Here is a 19,240-nt window from a genome sequence, read left to right on the forward strand (position 1 = left end):
ATAAACTCTGAACTGAGAATTTATTAGCCTTTGAACCGACCTCAACTTATACAAAAAGTTATGCCAGACAATTTTCTTATTAATTATCAACACATTATATAAAAATCACCAGGCACACCCCCAACCATTCAGATTTACCCTTCCGTGTGTCCACTCCCTCCCACTTCTAACTTTTTGTTAGAGACCACGACATTTTTACTCAATTGCGCCGGCTGCCAACAAACTAAACAATTGATAGCCACGTAAATGGCGCGGAGCGTCGTTTATATCAAAAGCTAAATCAACAGACTGAGAAAAGTGACGCTTATATACAGCGTCACCCTTCGAGCGTGTGTCCCTTCGGGCCCTTTACGGTCGACGTTCGCAGCAACAATAAGAGGCAGACTATGAGCGAATCATCCCTGATCCAGTACTCGGAGAACAACGGAGTCGTCACCCTCACTCTGAACCGCCCCGAAAAGCGCAATGCCATGAGTGACGCCATGCGCGCCGAGCTGGTCCAGCATCTGCAGGCGATCCGCACCAATCGCAGCATCCGCGCACTGATCGTCACCGGTAACGGCAAGGGTTTCTGCGCCGGGGGCGATATCGCCGGCATGAAGACCCGGATGGAAGCCGACCCGGCCACCGTTGGCTTTAATGGCTGGGAGCGTCAGCAGGGTGTTCACTATGCTGCGAGCCTGCTGCTCAATCTGCCGATTCCGACCATCGCCGCTGTTAACGGTGCCGCGGCAGGTCTGGGTGCCGATCTGGCGCTCTCCTGCGATTTCGTCGTTGCCTCCAGGCAGTATGCCCACTTCACCTGGGCCTATATCGCCCGCGGCCTGGTACCCGATGGCGGTGGCATGTACTTCCTGCCCCGCCGCGTCGGTCTTGGCCGTGCCAAGGCACTGATCTTCAGCGGCCGTCGCGTGTCTGCCGAAGAAGCGCTGCAGCTCGGCATCGCCGATCAGCTCTGCAATGCGGATGATCTGCTCGGCACCGCACAGGCGATGGCGGAAGAGATGAGCAGCGGCTCACGCACCGCGATCGCGCTGACCAAGTCGATCATCAACAAAAGCTACGAGATGTCCGAGCACCAAGTGTTTGCCGAAGGCAGCAAGGCTCAGGGTATCTGCTACACCTCTCACGAACACCGCGCATCCGTACAGGCGTTCCTGGACCGTGCACAGGAGGCCGCTAAATGAAACAACTCGACGCCCTGCTCAACCCGAAAAGCATCGCCGTGATCGGCGCCTCCGCCGATCCCAACAAGACCTCCGGTCGCCCGATCTCCTACCTGCTCAAGCATGGTTTCAGCGGCGCCATCTATCCGGTGAACCCGAAAGCGACCGAGATCCAGGGGCTGACCTGCTACAACAGCGTCGACGCCCTGCCGGCAGCGCCGGATGTGGGCCTGGTTCTGCTCAATGCCAAGCGCAGCATCGACGCCGTGCGCTCGCTGTCCGCCATGGGCTGTAAAGCGGCCGTTGTACTGGCCAGCGGTTTCGCCGAAGCAGGCGAAGGCGGTCAGAACCTGCAGGACGAGCTGAAAGAAGCGGCCGGATCCATGCGCATTCTGGGCCCGAACACCATCGGCCTGGTTAACCTGAGTGCCCGTATTCCGCTCTCCGCCAGCGGTGCGCTTGAAGTTAGCGACCTGCCCGCCGGCCATGTTGCCGTGGTATCGCAGAGCGGCGGCATTCTCGGCGCCCTGCTCTCGCGTGCAGCAGGCCGCGGCATTGGTCTCTCCTCTTTGATCTCCACCAGTAACGAGGTGGATCTCGAGGTCAGCGATTTCATCGACTACCTGGTCGATGACGAAAACACCAAGGTGATCGCGCTGTACTTGGAAAGCATCCGTAACCCACAGCGCTTCCGCGAAGTGGCCCTGCGTGCCCGCGAAGCCGGCAAACCGCTGGTGGTATTCAAGATCGGCCGCTCCGAAGCCGGCGCTAGCGCCGCCAGCTCGCACACCGGCGCACTGGCCGGTGAAGACCGCGTTTACGACGCCTTCTTCCGCGAGCTCGGCGTGATCCGCGCCAACACCTTCGATGAGTTCCTCGACATTCCGGCGGTACTGGTGGCCGGTCGCAAGCTGCCGGGCCGCCGCGTTGCGATCCTGACCTCTACCGGCGGTGCCGGCACCCTGATCGCCGACAGCCTGGGGATGAATGACTTCGACACCCCCGCACCGGATGCGGTGACTGCCGAAAAACTGCGTGCTCTGCAGGGCGATACGCCGACCGCACTGGATCGCAACCCGATCGACGTGACCCTGGCCGGTCTACAACCGGACCTGCTGCGCCAGGCGATCCGCACCCTGCTGGAGAGCGAGAGCTACGACGCGCTGGTGGTGATCATCGGCTCCTCGGGGCTGGCGATGCCGGACCTTGTCGTCGGCGCCATTCAGGATTCTCTGGATACCAACGACAAGCCGGTGCTGGCCTATGTCAGCCCCTACGCGCCGGATACCTTGAAGCGTCTGAACCGCGCCGCCATTCCGGGCTTCAGCTCGCCGGAAAGCTGCTCTGCCGTACTCGAAGCGCTGCACTTCACCGGTCAGCCGCTGCTTGCCGGAAACACTGTTGCCGCAGGCCAACTGCCCGATCTGAGCGCTCTGAGCGGTTCCGTCGATGAAGCCGCCGCCAAGGCGCTGTTCAGCGAAGCCGGCATCAGCGTACCGGATAGCCGCGTGGTCAAGAGCCGCGCCGAGGCCGAACAGGCCGCCTCTGAACTGGGCGCGCCGGTGGTACTGAAGGTGCTCGATGCCAACCTGCTGCACAAGAGCGATATCGGTGGCGTGGCCTTGCACCTGAACGACCAGACCATCGGCGAGCGTTTCGACAGGATGGTCGATGACGTGGCCTCCCACACCGATCGTCGCCCCGACACCTTCCTGGTGGAAAAAATGGTCGGTGGAGGCCATGAGCTGATCCTCGGCGCTAACCGCGACGCCTTGGGCACCGCCATCCTGCTCGGTGCCGGTGGCGTGACCGCCGAGCTGTTCAAGGACACCACGCTGTGCATGCTGCCGGCGGAAGGCGGCCTGAGTCTTGAGCAGGCTCACACCATGATGCGCAAGCTGACCACCTGGCCGCTGCTGGATGGCTACCGCGGATCCGTGCATCGCGATACCGACGCACTGGCGCAGGCGATCGTGAACTTCTCCGCGCTGGTGGCACAAGCGGGCGAGCGTTTGGTGACCTCCGAGATCAACCCACTGTTCGTGCTGCCAGAGGGCCAGGGCGTCGTTGCCGCCGATGCCGTACTGGTACTCGAGCATCAGGAGCACGAAGGAGAGATACGCCATGGCTAACCCCATTAGCGGCGGCCAGGTTCATCTCCGGCACGAAGGCGATATCGCGGTTATCACCATCGATAACCCGCCGGTCAACAACAGCACCGATGCGGTACGCCGCGGTCTGCTGGCCGCGCTGGCACAGATCGATACCGCCGGCACCCGCGCCGTGGTGCTGACCGGTGCCGGCCGCAACCTGATGGCCGGTGCGGATCTGCACGAACTGGAAAACGAGCCCACCGAACCGACCCTGCCGCAGGTGACCAGTGCACTGGAGAGCTGCGCGGTCCCGGTGATTGCAATCGTCAAGGGCCACACCCTCGGCGGCGGTCTGGAGCTGGCATTGGCGTGCGATGCACGCCTGGCTACGGCCGACGCGCTGCTCGGTCTGCCGGAAGTGACCGTCGGCATCATTCCCGGTGCCGGTGGCACCCAGCGCCTCCCCCGCGCCGTGGGTCTGCCCAAGGCGCTGGAGATGATCGTCGGCGGCAAGCCGATCAAGGCGACCGAAGCCCAGGCTCTCGGGCTGGTCGACACGCTGTTCGAGAGCGAAGAGGAGGCCGATCAACTGGCCGAGGCGCTGGACTTCGCCCGCGATTACCAGGGCGGAAAGCGGCCGTTGAGCGCCCGCGATGTTGCACCGGCCGACGAAGGCGAGCTCGCCGCACAGGCGAAGAAGCTGATCGCCCGTTCACGCGGCCTGCCCTCCGCCTCGGTTGCGGCGGAAACAGTATTGCTGGCCGGCAAGCTGAGCTTCGCCGATGCGGTTGCCCATGAGCGCCGGCAGTTCCTAGCCCTGCGCGGCAGTGAAGCAGCCAAGGCGCTGCGCTACCTGTTCTTCGCCGAGCGTGGCGAACCCTATACCCCCGCCGAACCGGTTCAGCCGCGCACCATCGAGCGCATCGCCGTTATCGGCGCCGGCACCATGGGCAGCGGTATCGCCCTGTGCGCCCTCAACGCCGGGTGCCGTGTTGACCTGCTCGAGCTCAATGGCGACGCGCTTGAAGCCGGTGTCGGCCGCATCAAGTCCGAACTGGAGTCCGATGTCAGCCGCCAACGGCTGAGCGCCGAAAAGCGCGATGCCATCCTCGCGCGTCTGACGCCAACCCAGGATTTCGACATCGTGGCGGAAGCCGATCTGGTGGTCGAAGCGATCATCGAGGATCTCGGTGCCAAACAGGGGCTGTTCCAGAACCTGGCGCAAAGGGTCAGCGACACCACCCTGCTGGCCACCAACACCTCCTATCTGGATATCGACCGCATCGCCGAGGGTATCGCACACCCCGAGCGCATACTGGGCCTGCACTTCTTCAGCCCGGCTCACCGCATGTCCCTGCTCGAGATCGTCAAGGGCGGGGCCACCAGCGATGAAAATCTGATGACCGCACTGGGCTTTGCCAAGCGGCTGAAGAAGAAGGCGATCGTGGTCGGCAACGCCTGGGGCTTCGTCGGCAACCGGCTCTACGCCGCCTACCGTCGTCAGTGCGAGTTCCTGATGGAGGAAGGCGCGAGCCCCGAACAGATCGATGCCGCCATCGAAGGCTTCGGTTTTGCCATGGGCCCGTTCAAGGTCGCCGACATGTCCGGCCTGGATATCGCCTGGCGCATGCGTCAGCAGACTGCAGATACCCGTCACCTGCGTCGCTATGTCGGCATACCGGATCTACTCTGCGAAGCGGGGCGTCTCGGTCGCAAGACCGGCAAAGGCTACTACCTCTACGGTGATGACAAGCGCCCGGCTTCCGATCCCGATGTGGCGGGAATCATCGCCGATTACCGCGCCGAGCATGGCATCGAAACCCATACGTTTACAGACGACGAGATTCAGCAGCGGGCCGTCATGGCACTGGTCAACGAGGCACTGTTGCTGCTGGCCGAAGGTGTCTGCCGGCGGGCCGAGGATATCGATATCGCCCTGGCCCATGGTTACGGCTTCCCGCGCCGGCGCGGCGGCCCGGTCTTCATCGCTCGCCAACTGGGCCAAGAGAAGCTGAACCAGGCGCTCGAAGCGCTTGCACAGGCAAGCGGCAAAGGCCATGAACGCGGCGATGCCACCCTTTTGACCCCTGACGCTGGTCCAGCAGAGGAGTGATAAGATGTCCGAAGCACTGATTTGCGATGCCATTCGCACCCCCTTTGGCCGCTTTACTGGTTCCCTCTCATCCATTCGTACGGATGATCTCGGCGCCCTGCCGATCAAGGAGCTGATGCGCCGCAACCCGGACCTGGATTGGAGCCTTATCGACGACGTCATCTACGGCTGCGCCAACCAGGCCGGTGAGGACAACCGCAACGTGGCGCGTATGTCGTCGCTGCTGGCGGGCCTGCCGCTCTCCGTTCCCGGCTCTACGCTCAACCGCCTGTGCGGTTCTGGTCTCGACGCCGTTGGTAGCGCTGCCCGCGCCCTGCGTTGCGGCGAAGCACAACTGATGATCGCAGGTGGCGTGGAGAGCATGAGCCGCTCACCCTACGTCATGGGCAAGGCCGATAAAGCGTTCAGCCGTACACAGCAGTTGGAGGACACCACCATCGGTTGGCGCCTGATCAACCCGGCGATGAAAGCGGCTTACGGTGTCGACCCCCTGCCCCAGACCGCAGAGAATGTGGCCGAGGAGGAGAACATCTCCCGTGAAGACCAGGATGCCTTCGCTCTGCGCAGTCAGCAGCGCTGGAAAACCGCTCAGGACGCCGGCTACTTCGCCAGCGAGCTGATGTCCGTTACCGTCAGCCAACGCCGCAAGCCGGATCTGGTCATCTCTGAAGATGAGCACCCCCGCCCTGACACCTCGCTGGAAGTTCTGGCCGGTCTGCGCGGTGTGGTCAAGGAGAACGGAACCGTCACCGCCGGTAACGCCTCGGGTATTAACGATGGTGCCTGCGCACTGCTGATGGCGAGCCCGGCAGCCGCCGATCGTCACAGCTTGCGCCCCCGAGCCCGCGTTGTCGCCATGGCTACTGCCGGTGTTGCACCGCGCGTTATGGGTATGGGTCCGGTGCCGGCTGTAGAGAAGATCATGCAGATGACCGGGCTGAGCCTGGATCAGATGGATGTGATCGAGTTCAACGAAGCCTTCGCCTCCCAGGCGATCGCGGTCTGCCGTCGACTGGGTCTGCGTGAGGATGATCCACGGATCAACCCCAATGGTGGTGCCATCGCCATCGGCCATCCGCTCGGTGCATCCGGTGCGCGTCTGGTCACCACCGCCCTGAACCAGCTCGAGCGCAGCAACGGCCGCTATGGCCTGTGTAGCATGTGTGTCGGCGTCGGCCAGGGGGTCGCGCTGATCATAGAGCGCATGTAAGCGCTCGCCCTCTTGGGCGGGTCTGCATACCGAGTACTCTCAGTCGATATGCAGGTCCGCCTTTTTTTGGCTGCTCATGGCGTGCTGCACAACTAAAAGTCTGTCCTCAGGTTGACCAATACTCAGTACAACCGCGCATATCCGTATGACATGCTGTCGGTTCTGGTGGGGGTGTAACACCGTCAACCCGAGGTGTTCCATCAGAGAGAGTAATAACGATGACGATGCGGTTTTTCCTTACCCTCCTGTGGTGCTACCTGCTGGCGACCTGCGCCGGATATCTCGCCTATAGCCTGAATCTGCCGCTGCCCTGGATGATCGGCCCCTTGGTGGTCACCGCGGCGTTCAACCTGCTTGTACGCCCCGTCAACATCCCGGTTCGCACGCGCCCGGTCGGACAGATGATCGTTGCGGCTCAGGTGGGCCTGTTCTTCACCGGGGAGGCGCTATCCGCCATCTACGACCACGGCCTCGCCATCCTGGGTGTTGCGATCTGCACGATCCTGTTCGGATTGTCCCTGTCCTACCTTCTGCGCCGCATATCCAACGCCGACCCGGTGACCGCGTTTCTCTCCTGTATGCCCGGAACACCGGTCGAGATGGGTAACCTGGCGATACGTTATGGTGGCGATCCCGGGCCGGTGATCTTTGCTCAAACCCTGCGCATCTCAGCCATCGTACTGCTGATTCCGACCACCCTTTACTACCTGCTGGACACGCCCGCCGGTAGCCGTCCTTTGAACGCGCACTCGGTTGATCTGATGGGCATGCTGTTCATGAGCGCAGGCGCCGCCGCCAGCTCCCTGCTGTTCTATAAACTGAAGATCAACAGCCCGTTTTTCCTCGGCGCGCTGTCATTCTCCTGTATCGCGACGGCCACCGGCGTGATCCCGGTTTCCGGCTTTCCCTGGCAGATGGTCGCTTTCGCCCAGATTCTGCTCGGCACCTGGCTCGGCTCCACCTTCCGCCGCGAACTGTTTCAACAGGCCGGCCGACTGGTGGTGTCGATCTGCATAACCTCTGCGCTGTTGCTGCTGCTCTGCACCGCCTTTGCACTGCTGCTGAGTTACTTCACCGATATGGACTGGAAGGCCCTGGTGCTGGGTGCAGCACCCGGCAGCATCACCGAAATGTCATTGACCGCTCAGTTCCTGCATCAGAATGTGGCGCTGATCACCGCCTTCCACCTGGTGAGGATCTTTATGATTCTGCCCAACGTGCCCTGGATGCTCGCACTGATCCATCACCGGGCGAACAAGGTAGCGCGGACAACCGATTCATAATCCCTTTCAGTGAGTATCGACACCAACCCGATCAACGTGTTGTGCCTGAATAGCCCCATTGCGCCATCCTCCCTGAACCGACAAAACAACCGTCAGTACAGCGGCAACAACGGCCAACAGTGCGGCCGCTAGAAACAGGTCGGAAAAGCCGGCACGGTAGCTATCGGCCGCGTCCTTGCCTAACAGACCTAAAGACTGATCAGCCGTGATAAATTGTCCCGTTACCACCCACTCCAACGCACGCGGCAACACGGAGCAATCGCCGTCTGCCGAGCTGCATAATAGGTCCTGCAACCGGCTCTTCACCCCGAGCGCCAATATCGACGACAGACCTGCATACCCCACCAGCATGGCGAAAAACCTCGCCGTCGTGCTGATGCCTGACGCCATGCCCGTTCGCTCTTTCGGTACGGAGCCAAGAATCGCTTTCTGGGTTTCACCGTTGATCAGCCCACCACCGGCGCCCAGAATCGACATGCCGATAAAGAACCAGAGCGGGTTGCTGCTTGTTGCGGCCAATGACAGCCAGATATTCCCGACCGATATGACCGCCAATCCGAGCCCGAGCAGCTGATACGATTGGAGCCGGTTCGAAAATCGTCGCCCTATGGTCGGGAACAGAAACATCGTGATGGCAAAAGGCAGCAACGCGCAGCCCGTCCACAAAAAGGAGATTCCCATGCCACGCTGGAGGTAGAGCGGCAATAGCGCCGCCATCACCTGGGCAGCGCCTGCGTACCCCAGCATGGCGATAACGGCCCCAACAAAGCGGCCGGACTTGAAAAACCTCAGATGCAGCATGGGGTTGATCTGACGCAACTCGATGACCACGAATGCTGCCAACGTGACCAGTCCGAGCGTAAACACGATCACCGATTGATGGCTCGTCCAGCCGGTTTGAGGGCCATTGATAAGCCCCCAGACCCAGAGCAGCATTGAGAGACTGAAGCAGATTGCGCCGGCCCAATCGAACGTATGTGCGCCGCTCGGCCTGTCTTCGTCGATAGTGCGCGGCACCGCAATAATCAGCATGACGCAGATCGGTACAAAGACAAAGAATGCCCAGCGCCAGCCCAACAGGGAGCCTGCAAGACTGCTCAACAAGGGGGCAACCACCATGGTCAGTCCCATGATGCTGCCCCAGGTACTCCAGGCCCTGATCGCCTCATCCTGCAGACGAAATCGATGCCCGATAGTGGATAAGGCGGGCGCCAGCAGCAGTGCCGCCCCAACACCCTGTACCGCACGAGCCCCGATCAACAGCGAGATATTAGGCGCGAGACTGCCGGCCAGTGCAGCACAGCCGAACAGCCACAAGCCAACTAGCAGCACCCGACGCCGCCCGTAACGATCGGCCATCGCGCCGGCAAACAGCAGCAGTGAGGCAAATGTGAGCAAAAAACTGCTCTGCACCCAGGCCATCTGCGAAAAATCAGCACCAAGGTCGGCCACCAGACTCGGCAGCAGCACGCCAACCAGGTTGGTATCGAAAATGGTCAGGGCACAACTGGCCGATGCGGTGAGCAGCAAGCCCCGCTCTTTCATGGCAAAGCCCTCTCTCGACTTGTCACTTCGCACTTCGACGTCTGAACAGCGGTTCCGGGTTTGTTACCGATCGCGCGTAGATCATATCGAAGCCAAACAGCCCCTTGAGTGCCTCCAACACCGATTTGTCTTCACGTACAGCGAACGAGCTAAAACCACAGTGGCGCATCAGCCCCAGTTGATCGCGCAACACATCACCGGTTGCGCGCAGATCCCCCTTGTAGCCGTAACGGGTTCTGAGCAGGTTGGCCTGAGTGTACGCCCGACCATCCCTGAAGCTCGGAAACTCCAGGGCGATCAGCGGCAACGTATCAAGCCCGGGCGCAACCGTTTCCGGATCGTCATCCGGCCCCAGCAGGACGCCGCATGACAACTGATCCAAGTCCCCTTTTTCACGCAGGCTCTGCCAACGCGCAAAGGAGATAATCGGTGAGGAGATGCTGTCCAACGGCTGGTCGTCGTCCACCAGGCACCAGGGGTCCTCTGGCAGTACATGCGCAACCCCATTTATCAGGCCGATTGTATTGTTCATGCACTTGCCTCCACCTTGGCGGTTTCGCGTTGATAGACCCCCTCCTTGAATGGCGCAATACCGATGCGACGCACCGTGTCGACGAATCGCTCCTCGACTTCACGGTAACTCAGGTAAACCGATAGCAGTCGATCGATCGCCTCGGGCACCTCTTCGGCCCGAAAAGCAGGTCCGATCACCTTACCGATCGAACTCTCCTTGCCCTGGGCACCGCCGATGGTGATCTGGAAAAACTCCTCGCCGTTCTTGTCGACCCCCAGGATACCGATATTGCCGATATGGTGGTGGCCACAGGCATTTACACACCCCGAAATATTGAGGCTCAACTCGCCCAGATCGTGCAGGAAATCCAGGTTGTCAAAACGCTGCTGTATCGCCTTAGCCACCGGTAGCGAGCGGGTACTGGCCAGCGAACAGTAGTCGCCGCCGGGGCAGGAGATCACGTCAGTCAGCAGGCCGATATTGGGCGTGGCCAGGTTCTGCGCCCGTAGCGCTTTCCACAGCGCATAGAGGTCACGTTTGCGAATATCCGGCAGCACCAGGTTCTGCTCGTGAGCCACACGGATTTCGCCGAAACCATATTTCTCTGCAAGGTCAGCCACCACTCGCATCTGCTCGGCAGTAACATCCCCGGGAGGCGCCGACGTGCCGGGTTTGGTGGAGAGAATGACGGAGCTGTAGCCCGGCATCTTGTGCGCACGGGTGTTGTTCTGCACCCAAACGGAGAACGCCGGATTACGAGCCAGCCAGGCGCCGAAGTCGGGGTCGATCGCATCTATGCGCTCGTAGTCGGGCGCTTGAAATTCGTGGGCGACACGGGCGTACTCTTCGCTGGTCAGCTCGGCGACGCCATCACGAATCTGCTCCCACTCGCGCTCTACCTCCTGAGCGAACGCCTCGACACCCAGCGCCTTGACCAGGATCTTGATCCGCGCCTTGTATTTGTTGTCGCGACGGCCGTAGCGGTTGTACACGCGCAACACAGCTTCGACGTAGGTCAGCAGATGCTGCCAGGGCAGCGCCTCACGTATCGTTTCGTTGAGAATCGGGGTGCGTCCCAGCCCGCCACCGACCATCACGCGTAACAGCATCTCGCCGTTTTCGCCTCTGTACAGGTAAAGCCCTACGTCATGTGCACGGATGGCAGCCCGATCCATCTCCGAGGAGGAGATCGCGATCTTGAACTTGCGCGGCAGAAACAGGAACTCCGGGTTGACCGTCGACCACTGACGCAGAATCTCGGCCAGCGGACGGGGGTCGATCAGTTCGTCACTCGCGACGCCGGCAAAGGCTTCGGTGGTGATGTTGCGCACGCAGTTGCCGGAGGTCTGGATCGCGTGCATCTCCTGATCGGCAAGCAGCTGCAGAATATCCGGCACCCGCTCCAGCGCGATCCAGTTGAACTGGATATTCTGCCGCGTGGTGAAGTGTCCGTAACCCCGGTCGAACTCTTCGGCGATCCGGGCCAGGGCACGCAGTTGATTTGCCGAGAGCGTGCCATAGGGGATGGCAACACGCAGCATATAAGCGTGACGCTGCAGGTAGACGCCGTTCTGCAGTCTGAGCGGCAGAAACTCCTCTTCACTCAGTTCACCCGACAGTCGGCGCGCGACCTGATCCCGAAACTGAGCCACCCGCGCCTGCACCAGCGCATGGTCATATTCATCGTATCTGTACACGCTTTTGTCCCCGGTTCTGCCAAGTGAATGCACTAGGCTAGCGGGAGCGAGCAATACGGGGCAGGCTCAATTTTTTTAATTTTGATCGGGACAGATCACACCTGAACGAACAGCTCCGGCAATCGATTCAGCGCCGCCGTCCTGCGTGCGTCCCAGGGGTGGGCGTAGCTGATACGCAGGCAGTTTCTGAACTGCCCCGACACCGAGAACAGCGGGCCGGGGGTGATAACCACCCCCTCCTCCAGCGCTTTCGGGTAGCTTGCCAGGGTATCGAAACTCGGCGGCAGCTCCACCCAGACCGCCAGACCGCCCAATGGCACACTCACACGCAGCCCGGTGGACCAGGCCTGGAGTGACGCGATCAGCCGGTCACGACGTTCTCTCAGGTCGTTGCGTTGACGGCGAAGATGCGCAGTAAAACTGCCATCGGCCATATAGTCCGCGACCCCTTGCTGCAGGTATCGACTGCTGGCCAGCTGGGTTACCAGCTTCAGACGCAGAATTCGGTCATGCCAACGTGCCCCGGAGACCCAGCCCAGCCGCAGGTCACGCGACAGCGATTTGGAGAACGAGCTGCACAGGATCACTCGGTCGTTGCGGTCCATCGCCTTCAGCGGATCAGGCGCACTGCCGAGCGCGGTGTCCGCGTAGATATCGTCCTCGATAATCGCCAGGTCGTGACGCTCGGCCAACGCCAGCAACCGCGATTTCGACTCGCTCGGCATCAACGCGCCGCCGGGCGTGGCAAACGCCGGCGAGACGATACAGGCCTTCACCTTCCAGCGCTCGAGCACCTCCTCCAGCGCCTCGATATCCATCCCGGTTTCAGCGGAGGTGGGCACCTCGACAACGCGCAGATCCAACTGTTCCAGCAACTGCAGCACGCCATAAAACCCCGGCGATTCCACCGCGACCACATCGCCCCGTTCACAGCAGGCCATCAACGCCAGAAACAGCGCATGCTGGCAACCGGAGGTCACACAGAGTTGATCGGGAGAAACCGCCCAGCCGCGACGCGCACTGTGCAGTGACAGCTGCTCACGCAGCCCCATGTCGCCGGCGGGTGCATCGTAGTACTGGTAATCGTCACCCTTCTGGCGGCGCAGTGCACGGCCGATGGCACGGTTCAGGGCCACGATACTGAGGGGCAGATCACCGGCGTGCAGGTCCGGCAGCAGATCGAACGCCGCACTGCGGCCCATGATATCCAGCAGCAGGTCGTTGACGCTGACCGGCCTCGGTGCCTCGATCCTGGACCGGCTCAGCGGTTTTTTAACGGCAATGGGTTGCAGCGCAACAAAGTAACCGGACTTGGGCCGCGCCTCCACCAATCCCTGCGCTTCCAGACGCTGCAGCGCATGCTGCACGGTGGCCTTGGACAGGCCGTGCTCCTGACACAGGGTACGAATCGAGGGCAGCCGCTCCCCCAGTCGCCAGCGCTGCTCCTCTATGCCCTGCAGCAACCAGCTTTCAAGCTGCCGGTAACGATAATCCACTCCCACCTCAGGTCCTCACCCATCTGTACCCATTACAATTATTTTTTTTATACCTGATCCTATCTTAATCACAAGCGTAGTCTGCCCCCAATCAGAAATCAGGGGGACACCTGCGATGGAACAGATACCCGTTGTGCAAGACTACACACCGCCCTTTGCCCGCGACGGCAAATTCCACATCCGTCTTACCGAAGGGCGGTTTCAAAACCTGCGCCGCCTGAGCAGCTGGCCGATGATCGCACTGTTTTTCGGCCTGGTCTGGATCCAGGTGGACGGCCAACCCTGGCTGCTGTTCTCCTTCGCCCAGCGCAAGATCATCCTGTTCGGCAACGCACTCTCCTGGCACGACCTGCCGCTGCTGGCCGGGTTGATGATTGCCGGCGCCTGCCTGCTGTTCTTCATGGCCGTGGCCTGGGGGCGGGTCTGGTGCGGCTTCGCCTGCCCCCAGAGTATCTGGACCTGGTTGTTTATCCGCATCGAGGATTTCACCGAGGGACGTGCCGGCATCCGGGCACGTCAGGAGGGAGAGCCGCTGAACGCCGAACGTCTGCTACGCCGCATCGCCAAGCACCTGCTGTGGATCGCCCTCGCCACACTGACCGCCGCCACCTTTACCGGGTACTTCATTCCCATTCGTGAGATCGTCTCGGATGCCGCACAGCTAGAGCTGTCGACGGCGATCACCGGCTGGCTGGTGATCATGGCCGGGCTGACCTATGCCAACGCAGGTCTCGTGCGGGAAAAGATCTGTCTGCACGCCTGCCCCTACTCCCGTTTCCAGGGCGTGATGTTCGACCGGGACACCCGCACCGTCACTTACGACGCCGGGCGCGGCGAGCCTCGCGCCAACAAGCGCAATGCCGACACCAACAGCGGCGACTGCGTCGATTGTGGCCTCTGTGTCCAGGTGTGCCCCACCGGTATCGATATCCGAGACGGCCTTCAGGCGGCCTGTATCGATTGTGCCGCCTGCATCGACGCCTGCGATAGCGTGATGGACAAGTTAACGCGCCCCACCGGCTTGATCCGCTTCACTTCCGAAGCGCAACTGGAAAACAAACCTTCGCCGCTTTTGCGCCCCCGACTTGCCGGTTACGGCGCCGTGATGGTTGTCGCGTTCAGTGCCGTACTTTACGGCTTCACCGGCACTACCGACCTGCTGATCGAGGTGCGGAGAGATCGCGGAGCACTCTTTACCCAGCTTGATGAGCAGTGGATCTGCAACAACTACCGCGTCAAGGTCGAGGGTTTCGATCCTGCCGAAGCGTCGGTCCGCGTCTCCGTTGCCGGTGCGGGTATGTTCGAACTTTTCGGCCCGGCCGATATCGACCTGAGCGAGAACAACTCCACCTGGCTGCCCTATCGAGTCTGCGGTCAGGACATTACCTCACCAAAGACGAAGCTGACGTTCAGCTTCCAGGGTAACGAGGTCAGTGCATCGAAGGAAACGACCTTCCTTGCCAGGTCGATCTGATTCATACAGGAGTTTGTATGCAAGACATGGCTCTCGGGCTGGCCAGCCAGACAAAAAAGCCGGCTCTTGAGCCGGCAACGGAGGTGAGACAAGCACTACGCCTCTATCGGAACCACAGCGCCGTTGCAGGCACATATGTCACCACGATCAACGTGACAAACATCGCCAGAATGAACCACTTGCAGTAACGCATCACATGGTCGACACGCACGTTTGCGGTCGAGCACACGGTCAACAGAACCGAGGCAACCGGTGGTGTCTGCTGACCGATACCCATGTTAAGACAGACAATGACTGCGCTTCGATCGACGCACTGGTTGCGGGCCTCGAATCCGAGCAACTGTGGATAAAGCTGTCCGGGCCTTACCGTTTCAAAGCAGACTCGGCTCCTCTGGCTGCTCGATTCGCAGCCACAGCCCCTGATCGCCTCCTCTGGGGTAGTGATTTCCCTTGGACACAGCACGAAGCCGGACGCACCTATACAGGGTGTATAAACCTGCTGCGCGATTGGCTTGGTGACGGTGCCGACAAAGTACTGAGCAAGAACGCTGCAAAATGCTTTAGCTTCGACTGACTAGCAGTACGTATGACTTAATCGCGCTCTCCAGCACCGGCCGCCTTGAAGAGCAACGGCAACGCAAAGCACATGAGCAGGACTCGTATTAGCTGATGGGTAGCCACGAACACAGGATCAACATCGGTGCTGAAGGCGATCGCCACCATCACTTCAATCCCGCCTGGCATGTACGCCAACAGCGCTTGAAGCAGGGGTACCCCTGCCCCCCAATACAGCGCGAATGCGAATATGCCACTCACGGCCAGCCCCAGCGCCAGACCGCCAAAAGCCCCCTTTAACGTTCCCTTCAACAGACCCAGATCAAGATCGGCCATACGAACAGCCGTGGCCGTACCCAGGACGACCAGCACCATTCGGAACCATTCCGGGGGAATGTGAAACCCCATACCGAAGACAAACTTAACGACCAGGGACCACAGCATCGCACCGACCAGCATGCCCGCCGGCACACGCAGTTTGACAGCCCCCCACCCGGTAAGGCCGGCACCCAGAAATACCAGCAACAGCTCCCGGCCCGGTATGTCATCTACCGCGCCGGCCGACACCTGACGATCGACAATCGGGAAGAGCAGAGGAAGTGCAGAGACAAGAAAGAAAAGCCGCACGCTGTGGACAAGCGCGATTCGCTTTACGCTGAGGTTCGCTTGGGCCGCGAATATCAGGACTACAGCCAAGTTACCGGGGATCGAGCATAAAAGCGCATCGCTTGGACTCCACTGGCAGCGATAGCGATAAAACCCGAAGAGCATAGCCAGCAGCACGCCAAGCATCATCACCATCCACCCGATGGAGAGGCTCCAGTCTTTTAAATGAACAAAAAAATCCGCCTCGACACTTGAGGCAATGGATACCCCCATAAACAGGGAGATAAACGTGGTCGTACGTGCAGGCATGAAAACGGGCACTTTTGCCCATATCGCCAAAAGCACACCAATCATTGCACCAACCAACCAGGGAGATGGCAGCCCGATCAGGTTAGCAATCCAAGCTCCTGCCACGCCAATGGCAAGCGTCCACATCACTTTCAGCATAGCGTGCCCTAAAAAGCAAGGGCGGCCCCACCCTGGTGGGACTGCCCTTAACGGTGCCCGTGTGTAATCAGGTTCAGTCGTCTAACTCAGCCTGCAACTGAGCCGTACGCCCCTTTCCTTTGATTCGCTTGAGCAGGAAAGGCAATACAAGTGCCAACACCGAAGCAATGGCCAAGCCAATGGTAATGTTGCCGCTCAGCAGTATCGACCAATCCCCGCCACTCATGGACAGACTGCGGCGCAGGTTTTCCTCAAGCACTTCACCTAACACCAGGCCCAGAATCACCGGCGCGAGCGAGAAATGGAGTTTGCGCAGAATGAATCCGAAAATACCCAGAATCACCATGAAAAACAGGTCAAAGCTGTCCCCGTGAATGGAATATATGCCTACGAATGTGAGCATAACGATCACAGGGATCAGATAGGACTGACGAATCGACAGCAGTCGGACAAACACACCAATCAACGGCAGGTTCAGGACCAGCAGCGCAATATTGCCCAAGAACATGGACGCAATCAGGCCCCAGGCGATTTCAGGCTTCTGTTCAAACAGCAAGGGCCCCGGCGTGATGTTGAACATCAACAGAGCGCCCAGAAGAATCGCGGTCGTGCCGCTGCCTGGAATACCCAGGGTCAACATCGGCACCATCGCACCCGCGGCGGATGCGTTATTGGCAGCCTCGGGGGCAGCCAAACCGCGTATATCCCCCTTGCCGAACTCGTCGCTATCCCCCTCTGCCATCCGTTTCTCTGTACCGTAGGCCACAGCGCTCGCGATTGAGGCTCCAGTACCAGGCAATACGCCGATAAAGAATCCGATCACGGTAGCACGCAGGATAACCCAGCGAACCTTCACAATATCGGCGAACGTTACAAAGCTCTTGCCGACCGGGGTCACCTTCAGGTCGTTGTTGACCCATTGCTCCAGCAACACCAGCACTTCACTGATGGCGAACACACCAATGACCACCACGAGGAAATCCACGCCGTCGAAAAAGTTCGGTATGTCCATCGTGAAACGTAGAACACCTGTGCCTGAATCAACACCGACGGTCGCCAGAACCAAACCGATCAACGTACCAATCAGCGTTTTAATCGGTCGACTACCCACCATGGTGGCCAGACAGGTAAATGCAAACACCATCAACATCACGTATTCGGTGGGGCCAAAACGTATTGCAAGCTCACTCAGCAACGGCGCCATGATGACCATCATCAGCAAAGCACCCATGCTGCCCGCGAAGGATGAGACCGCCGAGATTGCAAGTGCTCGTCCACCCTCACCGCGCTTGGACATCGGATAGCCGTCGAGCGTCGTCATGATCGCACCGGCATCACCCGGCACATTCAACAAAATACTCGAGATACGGCCACCGTACTCAGCCCCGTAGTAAACGCCGGCCAACAAAATCAGCGCCGATTCCGGGGGCAGGCCAATTGAATAAGCCAGCGGCAAGAGTATTGCCACACCATTGATCGGGCCGATACCCGGCAGCGATCCAATCAGCGTACCGGTAAAGCAGCCGAACAATACAAGAAACAGGTTCAGAGGGGTAAAAGCCACCGAGAAGCCGGTAGCCAAAGCAGATAAAACTTCCATCGGTCAGCCTCCAAAAACGGTCCCTACCGGCACGTTCAATTGCAACAAATCGGTCAGTAGGAAGAAGGACATCACACTCATGACCAAGGCGTAGACACCCGCTTTAATCGGCTTTTCACCAAACAGCCATGAGAAGACGCCACCGACTATCGCTGTTGCGATAATGAAACCCAACGGCTCGTAGATGAAGGCGTAGCCATACATCAACACCAACGCGCCACCAAGCCTCAAGACGACCTCTTTGGTCGGTTTCCAGTCATCAGCACTTGGCCTGATCATCAACCAAACGGCTGCAACCGCTAACAAAGCAGACAGAATGTAGGGAAAAGCCTTTGGGCCCAAAGGCTCATACTGGAAAGGCACATCGAACTGGGCTGCTGCCCAGGCGATAAGCCCGGACAGCAACAACAGTGCACCTGCAAAAATGCGATCGTACACGGCGGGCCTCACTTAATTAATAAGACCAGCTTCTTTGGCAAGTTCACGCATTAGATTGACGCGCTTTTTCACATCGGCATCAAAGGCTTCGCCAGCCGACTTGTAGGGCACCAGCCCCTTGTCTTCGACAGTCTTCAGGAAGATCCTGTTTTCATACGCCTTATTGAAGGTATCGGTCCAATAAGCATAGGCCTCATCACTGACATCCGGCCCCAGGTAAAATCCGCGCAGAATCGCCCACTCGGCATCGTATCCCTGCTCGGCAGCCGTCGGGATATCCTTGAACTCACCCTCGAGTCGGTGATCGGACATGACCGCCAGCACCTTCATGCGCCCAGCTTCCAACTGCCCTTTCATCTCCCCCATATCACCGGGGTAGACTTTGATGTGACCGCCCATCAGCGCAGCAATGGCTTCACCGCCGCCTTCATACGCCACATAGCGCATCTTCTTGGGATCCACACCGGCCGACTTCATCAGGATGGCGGCTTTCATCCAGTCCTGGCTGCCAACACCGCCACCGGCCCCCAGCACGAAGCCACTCGGGTCCGCTTTGATCGCTTCAACCAATTCACCCAGCGTATTCCAGGGCGCGTCAGACTTAACAATAACCGCGCCGTAGTCGACACCGGCCGCGCCGACCCAACGCGCGTCATTTTCGTCCAGCTGCTTACCCCACTTGCCTTGAGCCAGGTTCAACAGTGAGCCCGAGCTGAAGGCGACCAGCGCATCGCCATCATCACGACGGTTCGAGTTGATATGGTTGTACGCTACAGCGCCCACACCACCCGGCATAAACGTGACCGCCATCGGCGAAGGCAGCAGGCCCGCATCACCAAAACCGTTCGAGGCGATACGGCAGGTAAGGTCAAAGCCACCGCCTGGCTTGGCAGGAGCGATACATTCAGGCTTATCGGGCTCGAAGGCAAAAGCAGACAGAGAGGAGGCAAGGCCAAGGGCCACCAGCAGGGTACGCGTCGTATGCTTCATACGAATAAACTCC

General features: G+C 59.9%; 16 protein-coding genes. 7 read left to right on the top strand and 9 right to left on the bottom strand.

Annotated elements, in window-relative coordinates:
* Positions 1-386: 386 nt before the first annotated feature.
* The 5 genes from KQ940_RS11395 (at position 387) to KQ940_RS11415 (ending at position 7,865) form a co-directional block, all read left to right on the top strand.
* A complete protein-coding gene (locus KQ940_RS11395; protein ID WP_217413751.1) occupies positions 387-1,187 on the top strand; it encodes an enoyl-CoA hydratase/isomerase family protein in 801 nt (266 codons plus the stop codon).
* A complete protein-coding gene (locus KQ940_RS11400) occupies positions 1,184-3,298 on the top strand; it encodes an acetate--CoA ligase family protein (protein WP_217413752.1) in 2,115 nt (704 codons plus the stop codon). Before KQ940_RS11395 ends, KQ940_RS11400 begins: the two co-directional genes overlap by 4 nt.
* Complete coding sequence (locus tag KQ940_RS11405; protein ID WP_217413753.1) at positions 3,291-5,372, top strand: 3-hydroxyacyl-CoA dehydrogenase NAD-binding domain-containing protein; 2,082 nt, start codon at positions 3,291-3,293, stop codon at positions 5,370-5,372. Before KQ940_RS11400 ends, KQ940_RS11405 begins: the two co-directional genes overlap by 8 nt.
* A 4-nt stretch (positions 5,373-5,376) precedes the next feature.
* Complete coding sequence (gene pcaF / locus KQ940_RS11410) at positions 5,377-6,582, top strand: 3-oxoadipyl-CoA thiolase (protein ID WP_217413754.1); 1,206 nt, start codon at positions 5,377-5,379, stop codon at positions 6,580-6,582.
* A 218-nt stretch (positions 6,583-6,800) separates the two neighbouring features.
* Positions 6,801-7,865, top strand: a complete 1,065-nt coding sequence (locus tag KQ940_RS11415; protein ID WP_217413755.1) for an AbrB family transcriptional regulator — start codon at positions 6,801-6,803, stop codon at positions 7,863-7,865.
* 6 nt (positions 7,866-7,871) lie between these two features.
* On the opposite strand, the gene KQ940_RS11420 is transcribed toward KQ940_RS11415, so the two are convergent.
* From KQ940_RS11420 to KQ940_RS11435, 4 genes are all read right to left on the bottom strand, one after another.
* The gene (locus KQ940_RS11420) at positions 7,872-9,410 is read right to left on the bottom strand and encodes an MFS transporter (protein ID WP_217413756.1); all 1,539 of its coding nucleotides are present in this window, start codon (positions 9,408-9,410) and stop codon (positions 7,872-7,874) included.
* Between the two features lie 22 nt (positions 9,411-9,432).
* The gene (locus KQ940_RS11425) at positions 9,433-9,942 is read right to left on the bottom strand and encodes a DUF934 domain-containing protein (protein ID WP_217413757.1); all 510 of its coding nucleotides are present in this window, start codon (positions 9,940-9,942) and stop codon (positions 9,433-9,435) included.
* Positions 9,939-11,621: a nitrite/sulfite reductase gene (locus tag KQ940_RS11430; RefSeq protein ID WP_217413758.1), complete on the bottom strand. Its 1,683-nt coding sequence runs from the start codon at positions 11,619-11,621 to the stop codon at positions 9,939-9,941. Before KQ940_RS11430 ends, KQ940_RS11425 begins: the two co-directional genes overlap by 4 nt.
* Before the next feature lie 95 nt (positions 11,622-11,716).
* Positions 11,717-13,117 carry an aminotransferase-like domain-containing protein gene (locus KQ940_RS11435; RefSeq protein ID WP_217413759.1) on the bottom strand — a complete coding sequence of 467 codons (1,401 nt, stop codon included), beginning with the start codon at positions 13,115-13,117 and terminating at the stop codon, positions 11,717-11,719.
* Between the two features lie 115 nt (positions 13,118-13,232).
* Here KQ940_RS11435 and ccoG point away from each other — a divergent pair, with 115 nt between their 5' ends.
* Positions 13,233-14,591, top strand: coding sequence for a cytochrome c oxidase accessory protein CcoG (gene ccoG, locus KQ940_RS11440; RefSeq protein WP_217413760.1), 1,359 nt, complete (start codon positions 13,233-13,235; stop codon positions 14,589-14,591).
* A gap of 103 nt (positions 14,592-14,694) precedes the next feature.
* Here ccoG and KQ940_RS11445 read toward each other — a convergent pair whose 3' ends face one another.
* Entirely contained in the window at positions 14,695-14,931 is a 237-nt protein-coding gene (locus KQ940_RS11445; protein ID WP_246589997.1) for a TRAP transporter large permease subunit, read from the bottom strand.
* 51 nt (positions 14,932-14,982) lie between these two features.
* On the opposite strand from KQ940_RS11445, the gene KQ940_RS23210 reads away from it, so the two are divergent.
* Positions 14,983-15,165, top strand: a complete 183-nt coding sequence (locus tag KQ940_RS23210; protein WP_425515637.1) for an amidohydrolase family protein — start codon at positions 14,983-14,985, stop codon at positions 15,163-15,165.
* Positions 15,166-15,182: 17 nt separating this feature from the next.
* Here the strand turns inward: KQ940_RS23210 and KQ940_RS11455 are convergent, their stop codons facing one another.
* From KQ940_RS11455 to KQ940_RS11470, 4 genes are all read right to left on the bottom strand, one after another.
* Positions 15,183-16,199, bottom strand: a complete 1,017-nt coding sequence (locus KQ940_RS11455) for an AbrB family transcriptional regulator (RefSeq protein ID WP_217413763.1) — start codon at positions 16,197-16,199, stop codon at positions 15,183-15,185.
* 73 nt (positions 16,200-16,272) lie between these two features.
* On the bottom strand, positions 16,273-17,799 hold the full coding sequence (locus KQ940_RS11460; RefSeq protein ID WP_217413764.1) for a tripartite tricarboxylate transporter permease: 1,527 nt from the start codon (positions 17,797-17,799) through the stop codon (positions 16,273-16,275).
* Between the two features lie 3 nt (positions 17,800-17,802).
* A complete protein-coding gene (locus KQ940_RS11465; protein WP_217413765.1) occupies positions 17,803-18,237 on the bottom strand; it encodes a tripartite tricarboxylate transporter TctB family protein in 435 nt (144 codons plus the stop codon).
* A 12-nt stretch (positions 18,238-18,249) separates the two neighbouring features.
* Positions 18,250-19,227: a Bug family tripartite tricarboxylate transporter substrate binding protein gene (locus tag KQ940_RS11470; protein ID WP_217413766.1), complete on the bottom strand. Its 978-nt coding sequence runs from the start codon at positions 19,225-19,227 to the stop codon at positions 18,250-18,252.
* Positions 19,228-19,240 lie beyond the last annotated feature (13 nt).

It is taken from the genome of Marinobacterium ramblicola (assembly GCF_019084545.1).
Taxonomy (GTDB): domain Bacteria; phylum Pseudomonadota; class Gammaproteobacteria; order Pseudomonadales; family Balneatricaceae; genus Marinobacterium_D; species Marinobacterium_D ramblicola.